The 8,700-nt window shown below is 43.0% G+C and carries 7 protein-coding genes and 3 pseudogenes; 2 read left to right on the forward strand and 8 right to left on the reverse strand.

Annotated features, from left to right (window positions below; all coding sequences use genetic code 11):
- Nucleotides 1-61 precede the first annotated feature (61 nt).
- The 6 genes and pseudogenes from BO26_RS24275 to BO26_RS23560 form a co-directional block, all read right to left on the reverse strand.
- Nucleotides 62-1,144: a helicase RepA family protein gene (locus BO26_RS24275; protein WP_236637570.1), complete on the reverse strand. Its 1,083-nt coding sequence runs from the start codon at nt 1,142-1,144 to the stop codon at nt 62-64.
- Between the two features lie 51 nt (nt 1,145-1,195).
- Nucleotides 1,196-2,092 (reverse strand): annotated as a pseudogene (locus tag BO26_RS24280) (primase-helicase zinc-binding domain-containing protein); the annotation flags it as partial.
- Between the two features lie 271 nt (nt 2,093-2,363).
- A pseudogene (locus tag BO26_RS24710) lies at nt 2,364-2,696 on the reverse strand (ash family protein); the annotation flags it as partial.
- Nucleotides 2,693-2,893: a helix-turn-helix transcriptional regulator gene (locus BO26_RS17695; RefSeq protein WP_036773792.1), complete on the reverse strand. Its 201-nt coding sequence runs from the start codon at nt 2,891-2,893 to the stop codon at nt 2,693-2,695. The pseudogene BO26_RS24710 and the gene BO26_RS17695, both read right to left, overlap by 4 nt.
- 3 nt (nt 2,894-2,896) lie before the next feature.
- Nucleotides 2,897-3,775, reverse strand: coding sequence for an integrase domain-containing protein (locus BO26_RS17700; protein ID WP_036773795.1), 879 nt, complete (start codon nt 3,773-3,775; stop codon nt 2,897-2,899).
- Between the two features lie 15 nt (nt 3,776-3,790).
- Nucleotides 3,791-3,985, reverse strand: a complete 195-nt coding sequence (locus BO26_RS23560; protein ID WP_157835575.1) for a hypothetical protein — start codon at nt 3,983-3,985, stop codon at nt 3,791-3,793.
- A gap of 1,145 nt (nt 3,986-5,130) precedes the next feature.
- Here BO26_RS23560 and BO26_RS17710 point away from each other — a divergent pair.
- Nucleotides 5,131-6,313 (forward strand): annotated as a pseudogene (locus BO26_RS17710) (tyrosine-type recombinase/integrase).
- Between the two features lie 246 nt (nt 6,314-6,559).
- Here BO26_RS17710 and BO26_RS23565 read toward each other — a convergent pair.
- On the reverse strand, nt 6,560-6,721 hold the full coding sequence (locus BO26_RS23565; RefSeq protein WP_157835576.1) for a hypothetical protein: 162 nt from the start codon (nt 6,719-6,721) through the stop codon (nt 6,560-6,562).
- Nucleotides 6,722-6,923: 202 nt separating this feature from the next.
- The gene (locus BO26_RS17715; protein ID WP_036773799.1) at nt 6,924-7,688 is read right to left on the reverse strand and encodes a hypothetical protein; all 765 of its coding nucleotides are present in this window, start codon (nt 7,686-7,688) and stop codon (nt 6,924-6,926) included.
- A gap of 576 nt (nt 7,689-8,264) precedes the next feature.
- On the opposite strand from BO26_RS17715, the gene BO26_RS17720 reads away from it, so the two are divergent.
- Nucleotides 8,265-8,700, forward strand: a 436-nt coding sequence (locus BO26_RS17720) for an IS110 family transposase (protein ID WP_036773800.1), incomplete at its 3' end; no start/stop codon positions are given.

An 8,700-nucleotide genomic window follows, 5' to 3' on the forward strand; every position in this document is an offset into this window, starting at 1 on the left:
CTTAATAAGTGGCAAGTGGGGGTATTGCTGGATTTTTGACAATATCCCCCACATTTACCATTTATTCCCCCATATTAGAGTGGCGTTGATTAATACGGATATCTTCACCCAACACGGTCAATAATCCATCATTTTCTAGTTTGTCCAGCCAGCGGCTGAATTTCTTTGATACATCAATGCCTTTCGCCCGTAAGTCATCCCGCACCTGTGATTTTGTGCAGGAATCGCTTTGGGCTGTTCGGTTACGAATAGATTCCCATAGTGCCAGATGATTGCCTGACAGACGCCGGACATGGGCCAGTGCCATATCACCGGCTGCGGCATCCTGTGGTTGTCTGGGCTGATCTGACAACACCAGAGAGGTAATCTCTTCGCCGTCTTCATCAATACAAATGCTGACCGGATGCAAGTCATAAGCGACTTGTGGCGGTTCATCAGCATCTTTCATTTTGGTACAGCTTAATATCAGCGCCTCTTTATCATTTTCACGGCGGATATTAAACTCCGCATCCAGTGCGGCTCGAAAAGCGCTGGAGCCTCTTGCGCCTTTATCTTGGTCTTTGCCGGAATGGTGCACAACAAGCACGGTGGCGTTTGTTTTGGCTTTGATATAGTCGCAACCCTGAATAAACGCGCCCATATCTTTAGCGGTGTTTTCGTCCGAGCCGCCAAAACAGCGGGCGAGAGTGTCCAGTACAATCAGACGGACAGGCAATCCGGTTTCTTGTTCGACATCTTTCGCTGCACAAATCACTTGCTCAGCACTTTCCTGACTAGCAGGAAACACCGGGCAGTCTATACGGTAAAGGGCATCTATCGGGCTGTTATCGTTCAGGCTGCTTTCCCATGCCCGGATACGACGCGGAACTCCCAGACCACCTTCACCTACCACATAAACCACCGCTCCCCGATTGACGCGTTTACCTGCCCATGTTTTACCCGTGGCGATATGACATGCCCATGACACCGCCAAAAAAGATTTATAAGAACCACTGGGGCCGTAAATACTGGCTAAGGCGTTACTGGGCAAATGACCTTTTATCAGATAATCCTGATGAGTATCAAAGCCCTCAGAACCTCTGCGTAAAGGTAATGATGTGCTGTAGGTCGTGGGGAGACGAGTCACAGAAAGGGAATCGGTGATTTTACCGGTCTGGTGATAAAAGGCTGCTCGGGTTGCTTCATCACCATATTGCTTACGGTAATCATCCCAGTCAGCTTGATAGTCTGTTGGTGGCAGTGCAACCTTTCCCTGAATTGCATTCGCGGCCTGTTCCGCCTTAATTTTTCCTGTGTTTTTTTCATCTGCATCAACATCATTATCCCCTGCGATAATAAAAACACCTTGCGGATGTTGTGCTTTAAGTGCTTTTGCTACATTGAGCAGGTTATTAGCGGAAATGGCGGCATAGATTGCACTGTTTCGGCTAATAACGGCCAGTGATAAGCCAGTGGCATAACCTTCTGTGATGATAATGTCATCATAAGAATCGGGTTCATGGACAACAGCAAAAGCTCCTTTTAACTGACTGCCGGGTAATAATCGCTTGCTGCCGTCAGGATGAATCAATTGGGCACCGCAATATCCTCCTGCAATATTAACCAGTGGTAACACCAGTGTATTTTCTGGAAAAATCACATTGCCTGTTTTTTGACAGTAAGCCGGTGGGAACAAAAAAACACGTTCAGCTAAACTCTTGCGAATTAAATAAGGGCTGGCGCCCTTAATACACTGATTTAATAACGAATTGACCCGTTCAGCAATCGGCACTTGAATAACAGAGGCTTTTTTTCTGGCTGGCGCCGTTGACGGGAGTTCTGACAACTCAGATATCCACCTTGCCGCCTCAATTAATTGACAGCCTTTAAATTTTGCCAATAAATCCAGTCCATCTCCATGACCGCATTTAGCCCGATTACAAATCCATGTACCATTACCGTTTTTATCATCAAATCGGAACCGGTCTTTCCCACCGCACATGGGACAAGGCCCATGACGGTTATTGGCGGGCACAACAATGCCTGCCTGAGATAGGATCGCGGGCCAACGGTAGCGGGATTGCCGGACAATATCAGAAATGAAGGAGGGCATGGCTTTCCTCCTCTGTGGTTTCTCCAATCAGCATTTTACTGAGCAGTTCAATACGTTCCCATAAAACGAAAGTCAGGATTTCCTTAAATGCGAGATTATTTTGTTCAATAATACTGTTGATAAGTGCCCGGCAATGGTCGAGTACTTCTTCTGAGTTTTCAGGGCGGTAATCATGCATAAAACACCCCTGCCAGAGAAAAAGCCTTAAAACGAGAGAATAGCTGACATTGTAGATAAGATAGCCAGTTTTGGGATGATAAGTAGAGGTTAAGAGGGGGTATAGCCATAAGGCAGCCTCCATTGTGTGCGAACTATCGCTACCACCAGAGACGCTAACCTCGAGGGTGGCAGCCCAGACAGGGTTAGCGTTACCGGACACAATGGAAACCGGCGCTTCTTTCGAAGCCCCTGCCTGAGCCACCATAGACAACAGGTGTACAAAAGCACCAGCATTGGATAGCCTAAAACAGGCGTGTAATGCTGCCATCATGTTAATCGGAACGCTAACTCCGGCTGCGGATTTTGCCGCAGCGCGTGAACTATACCTCAGCAATTTACTGATTATCAACTTATAATTAAGGTTAAAAGCCTCATTCAGACTCATCCTTGTGTTTCCTCGCGATTGTTGATTTTATTGATAATCCATTCATCAATTTCTTTTTCTACCCATGCTACTGAGCGAGCTCCCAGACTGACAGATTTAGGGAATTCCCCTTGCTGCATCAAATGGTAAATCCATGATTTCTTTAAACCGACTTTTTTCATGACATCCGCCAGACGTATTAAGGTTGTCTCTGCCATTTCTCAATCCTCCTTTTGACTGTAAACTCGTTCAACATAACGCCCGCGACCATCACCGTGACCTAAATCCATTGAGACTAAAGCCCTCGCTTCCTGACGAGTAAAATCGCTTTCTTGGTAAAACTTCAGCGCATCCTGTGCCCATGCGTAGCGCAAACTATGTGGGGCATAACAGCCGGTTAATCCCAGATGAGCGGTATGGGCACGCCAGTAGTTCATCGCTCGTTTGAGATCGGGTTTATCAATCAGCCTGCCGCCGCGCTGCTCTGCAATTTCAATGGCTCTATCAACCGCTTTTTTCACCGCGTCCACATTCAGTACACGAGTTTGTCTGGGGCGGCCGCCTTTAGTACCAAAAACTACATGGAGCTTAGGCTCTGGCTGATTAAGCTGTTTTTGCCAGCTTTTCAGCGAAGCACAACACTGAACGGCTTCCTGAGAACGTAGTCCCATCAAACGGGTAAGTTGGAGGATGACTGCCAGTCCGGCATCGTATTTTGCTGCTTTCTGATAAACTGCCTGAAAAAACACATCAGGAATGGCTTGTTTTGTCCCTGCACGACTGGCGCCACTCAGTCCCAATGCCTGATTACTCAATCGGGGAGAGGTACTTAACTTCGTCCGGCCTGCCAGAAGAAAGATATGGCGGAGCGCCGACATTTCATTTTGCAGGGTGCGTTTGGCTATGCCCTGAGATAGTCGGGTATGGATATAGCTTTCAATGTGTTTGGTCTTTAAATAGTTGAGGCTTTTCACCTGAATATTCAGTTTCAACAAAAACTCACCTAGCCGCCTCGCTATCCGAATGCGGTCATGACAGGTTTTATGACTGCCTCCAGCCTGCCGGGCAAAGGTCTGCATTTCCCTGACTAATCGACTCATATCACTCCTTATTTTTCACCTGATAACATTAAATCTCTGGCGCGCGACAGTTCTAACAAAACAGGGGTTATCTGCTTTGCCCTTGAACGATACCTGTGCGCCAGAGTGAACGCTGTTGAGGTATTGCGGGGTATCGGTTTGAGTACGCTGTACTGCCGCCTGCGTAGGCAGGTTATCCCCTCTGGCCAAAGCCAGCCTCGGTATCGTCAAGTTCTCCTTTTTGATGGTTTTTTTAATCTTAATTAGCAGTGACAGAAACACTGATTTGTTGAGCAGGCATACGCCTGTAATGTGGATGTTACCTTTATGCGGCGGCGTCACTTTCAGCGGTAAACCGGCGAAAAGTGACGCCTGAACATCGGAGTCAGTAAACAGAAGCAGGGCAGGTGCTTGCTGATGCCTGATGGCATAGCAAAGTGTTGCCCGTGGTAGTGTAAAACTGTCGCAATATGCTGATATTGAGAAATAGCCTACCTGACCGCCTGATAACTCAGGCAGCAGTTAGTTAAGGTGTGAGCCAAGCAAACCGGGTGCTTTAGCTTACGTAAATGAAATGAGGCTAAACTCGTGGCTTAATCTCATTAGAGCGAAAGGCAGGTAAAGCTGTCCTGTCTGACGCTTGGATATAAGAAGAACTCGCTTCCTCCGGGATAGAAGACCCGTGAGTGAGTTAAATGTATAAATGCACCTTCATCGCTTTCATTTCGCGATCCCCACTCTCAAAGGATAAGCGGGGTTATCAGCCTCATGCTATCTGACGGCCTTCTCTTTTCAGATCAGGGAGAATTTTAGGTATGGTCGCTCGAAAGCGCTTCTTCACAGACCTTTTAGAAGCACTGAGTGCTGTCAATGGCAGCAATAGCGGATCACTCGAAAGCGTTTCCTCACAGATCCCTCGGAAACATTGGCGGCTGTCGATGACAGCAATTAAGTGTAACAAGGTTAGCGCAGGATGTAACACGTAGCAATAGGGAACAGATAATTTAATCAGTTAGTTAGACTATTGATTAGATACGCTGACGAAATCAACTTACTGATGACTATAACATGGGCGTTTTCTAGCTGACGCGCTACGCTTGTCTTCTCTTAGTTGACTTGTTAAAAAATTTAACAAGTCAACTAAGAGAATTAGAAAAAACCATAGATCTATTTTGTATCCCAAATGTAATAAAGCCATGTAACTTAGAAGGACTATGGCTAAAAATCACACTTGATAACCAAAAGTGTTAATTTTTATTTAAAACTCAATTTCTTACATGAAAGACAATAATGATTTTTTAATTGGGGGTACATTTGGGGGTATGTATATTTATTGAATAAAACATATATTTTTATAATCAACATGATATGTTTTTATATCGAATCCTGTAGGGGACAAATCGTACAAACTCTCCGATGGTGGGGGCATGTACTTAGAAATTTTCCCGAATGGCTCCAAATGTTGGCGGTTAAAATATCGTTTTGCGGGTAAAGAAAAGCGATTGGCATTTGGTACTTATCCCACCGTAACTTTGGCAGAAGCCAGAAACAAAAGAGAAGACGCCAAGAAAATATTGGCAAATGGCGATTCCGGGGCTAGTCAAAAGGCAGGAAAAAAGGGAAAAGGCTCTCATCGTAAATAATAGCTTTGAGAAAATTGCCCTTGAATGGCACGCCTACAAGCTCCCTAACTGGTCAAAGGGATATGCAGAAGACCTTTTAGAAGGCTTCACAAAAGATATTTTTCCTTTCATTGGCAAACACGCCATCACCGATATCAACCTCTTAGACATGCTCACCGTCCTGCGTAAAATGGAACAGCGCGGCGTTCTCGATAAGTTGAAAAAGATCAGACAGGCATGTAATCAAGTTTTCAGATACGCAATTGTCACGGGAAGAGCAGAATATAATCCTGCGGCTGAACTGACTGGCGCATTAGCAACACCGAAAGCCAAGCATTTCCCACATTTGAATGTTGATGAATTACCCGCATTCTTACAAGCATTGTCCTTCTACAGCGGAAGTAAAATTACTCAAATCGCGACCAAATTACTTTTGCTTACAGGATTGAGAACCATAGAATTGCGCGCTTCTACTTGGACAGAAATTGATTTTGATAAAACAATTTGGGAAATCCCTCAAGAGCGCATGAAAATGCGTCGGCCTCATATTGTTCCGCTTTCTGAGCAAGCTTTGGCTTTGCTGAGAGAGTTAGAAGCGATCACAGGCCGATTTAACTTTGCTTTTCATGGTAGGAATGATGCAAGTAAGCCAATGAGTGAAGCCGCCATTAATCAGGTTCTTAAACGTATAGGTTATGATGGAAGGGCAACAGGCCACGGATTCCGCCATACCATGAGTACAATTTTGCATGAACAGGGCTATAACACTGCATGGATTGAAACACAGCTTGCACATGTTGATAAGAACAGTATCAGAGGAACATACAATCACGCCCAATATTTGGATGGTCGCAGGGAAATGCTGCAATGGTATGCCGACTATATGGATATGTTGGAGCTAGGTGAAAATGTGCTGATCGGAAAATTCGGTAAGTAAAAGAGCGTAGTGGATAGGTTCCATATGTTAATCTGTATCAACTGAACATTTTAGGATGGTTTTTAAACAATGCTGGTGGATGAATATTGCTGTTTAAATTGGTTTGATATCGAGAAATATGAAAAATATGTTTATTCTTTAAACCATGAACAATGGTTTCTGGCTTTATAAATATGGCATTAATATTGGATATTTTACTTAAAAATAAAATAATTACGTTATTTCTATAAGAAAAAAAACTATAGGTCAGATATTATTGATGGCAAGGTTGAAAAATATAATCAACTTATCAATGATATGGATATGTTGACTCGCTTCATCATCATGCAACACATAGCAACGAAGGTAAGTGTCACTGAAGCCCATGCGTTTTGTTCTATAAAGTTCTAAATAAATCGCTTCTGCCAACCTCATATTTCCTTCATAAACAGCATGTTATCAGCAAGTTACATTGAGTCTTCTCACTTTAACACCGCACAAAACGATAAGATTAGATGACAAGTAATTCATTAGATTTTATAAATATATTTTTGTGGCTTATCAATGGGTGGTAATCATGCATAAAATACCCCGGCCAGAGAAAAAGCCCTCAGAGTGAGGGCTTATATAATCAACGAAATATTTTCTTATAATTAAGAATATATGACTCTGGGTTTGAGTTACAAAGCATATAATATGATTCATAAATTATTTTTTGATCTAGAAGATTGTTGAACACCATGGCAATACCTCTCTTATCTGAACTCACTTTTTTCTTAAGTCGTGTAAAAGCTTTATCTGTAAAACCAAGAAGCATGACTTTATCGGCTTCGAGATCATAAAGTTGATATGTATCTGCGACGCTTGCATAAGCAGTTGCAACCACTCTAGATGATGCACGACAGAATCTACCTATATTTACTTCTGTGAATTCTGCCCCGCCTTCTTCATATATTCTTTTGGCTATATTTTGGGCGTCTTCCATTCTGATTTGGTGTAATCTGGCCTCTTGATTCTCTGCGTTTATAGCGGCTTTTTCTATATCTATCTCTTTTGAATAAAAATTATACACACACTCAAAATCTTCATCAGTTGAGGTGTTTTGATCAAAGCATTTGTAAATTAAGTCTCTTTTGACAATTTCTGGCTCTTCCGTTAGCCCCGATTCTTCAAAGTATCTACCTCTGATGCTTTCAAAAGTCTCGGGTTCTATGTATGAGTACCTGGAGGTATAAGTTTGTCCTTTTGATACTTCCATTAAATAGTTGTATTTTTGTTCGCTGGTTGTAGCCGCTTGCTTTTCGTTAATTAAAGCCAAATTCCTTAAAGTTCTCTCAGAAGGAGCGCACCCGGATAATAAAACAGTCCCAGTTAATAAAATGATCAATTTTTTCATTGCAATACCTTATGTTAATTCACGTTATGATAACCATAACCACAAGGTAATAAAAGGCATTGCGGGTAACTTTCGGTATTGGAGCAAATGATTAGTTTAAATGCGGTTCAAGTTCGAAGCGTTATTAATAAGCTGAATGAATTTATTTTCTGAGTATTATTTAAATAGACAATAAGAAAGTGAATGGCGATAAAGTGAATCATTCTCGTGAGAGAAAAATAATTTCCACATGTTAAATATAAATAGTTTGGATATTTTAGGTTATAAAATATTTAATTACTTATTGCTGACAATTATACAAAAATAGTTAACCTTGTAAGGAATAAGAACAATGCATTATTGTTTTTCTAAACTAGACTTTGATTGGCATGAGTTTCAGGTGATTTTCACAATAAGTCAAATATATTGATTATGAAATAGTATTGTCTTATTTAAGGAAATGTCATGAACGCATCCCACCTAACATTGACTGGGTGCACAAAAGATGAACAGTGAGATGTGGAGCCTCACAGATTTCCGGCATCATAGTGCCCAATACGGGATGCATATGCTCCCTCAGACTGGAGACTCCACAAAATGAAATATACACCGATTGGCGTTGATATCGCAAAACATCTGATTCAGGTTCACTTCATCAATGAGTACACAGGTGAAGTGGTGGATAAGCAGCTTCGCAGCAAGGATTTTCTTGCGTTCTTCAGTAACCGGGAGCCCTGCCTGATTGGTATGGAAGCCTGCGGAGGCTCTCAGTACTGGGCGCGCGAACTGGAAAAGCTGAGCCATAAAGTCCGGCTGATGCAGGGGCGGTTTGTAAAGGCGTTCGTCATGGGTAACAAGAACGACGTGATGGATGCCCGTGCTATCTGGATGGCAGTACAGCAACCCGGTAAGGCGATAGCAGTAAAAACCGAAGAGCAGCAGTCGGTGCTAGTTCTGCACCGTTCGCGCAGACAACTGGTGAGGTTCCGGACAGCACAGATTAACGCCCTGCACGGGACACTGCTGGAATTTG

This window comes from Photorhabdus australis DSM 17609, assembly GCF_000711895.1.
In the GTDB taxonomy this organism is placed as follows: Bacteria; Pseudomonadota; Gammaproteobacteria; order Enterobacterales; family Enterobacteriaceae; genus Photorhabdus; species Photorhabdus australis.

Bases quoted from the DNA above. Each gene is read 5' to 3' on its own strand.
- BO26_RS17695 (WP_036773792.1), bottom strand. From the start codon at position 2,893: ATGGCAGAGACAACCTTAATACGTCTGGCGGATGTCATGAAAAAAGTC.
- BO26_RS17700 (WP_036773795.1), bottom strand. From the start codon at position 3,775: ATGAGTCGATTAGTCAGGGAAATGCAGACCTTTGCCCGGCAGGCTGGA.
- BO26_RS17715 (WP_036773799.1), bottom strand. From the start codon at position 7,688: ATGAAAAAATTGATCATTTTATTAACTGGGACTGTTTTATTATCCGGG.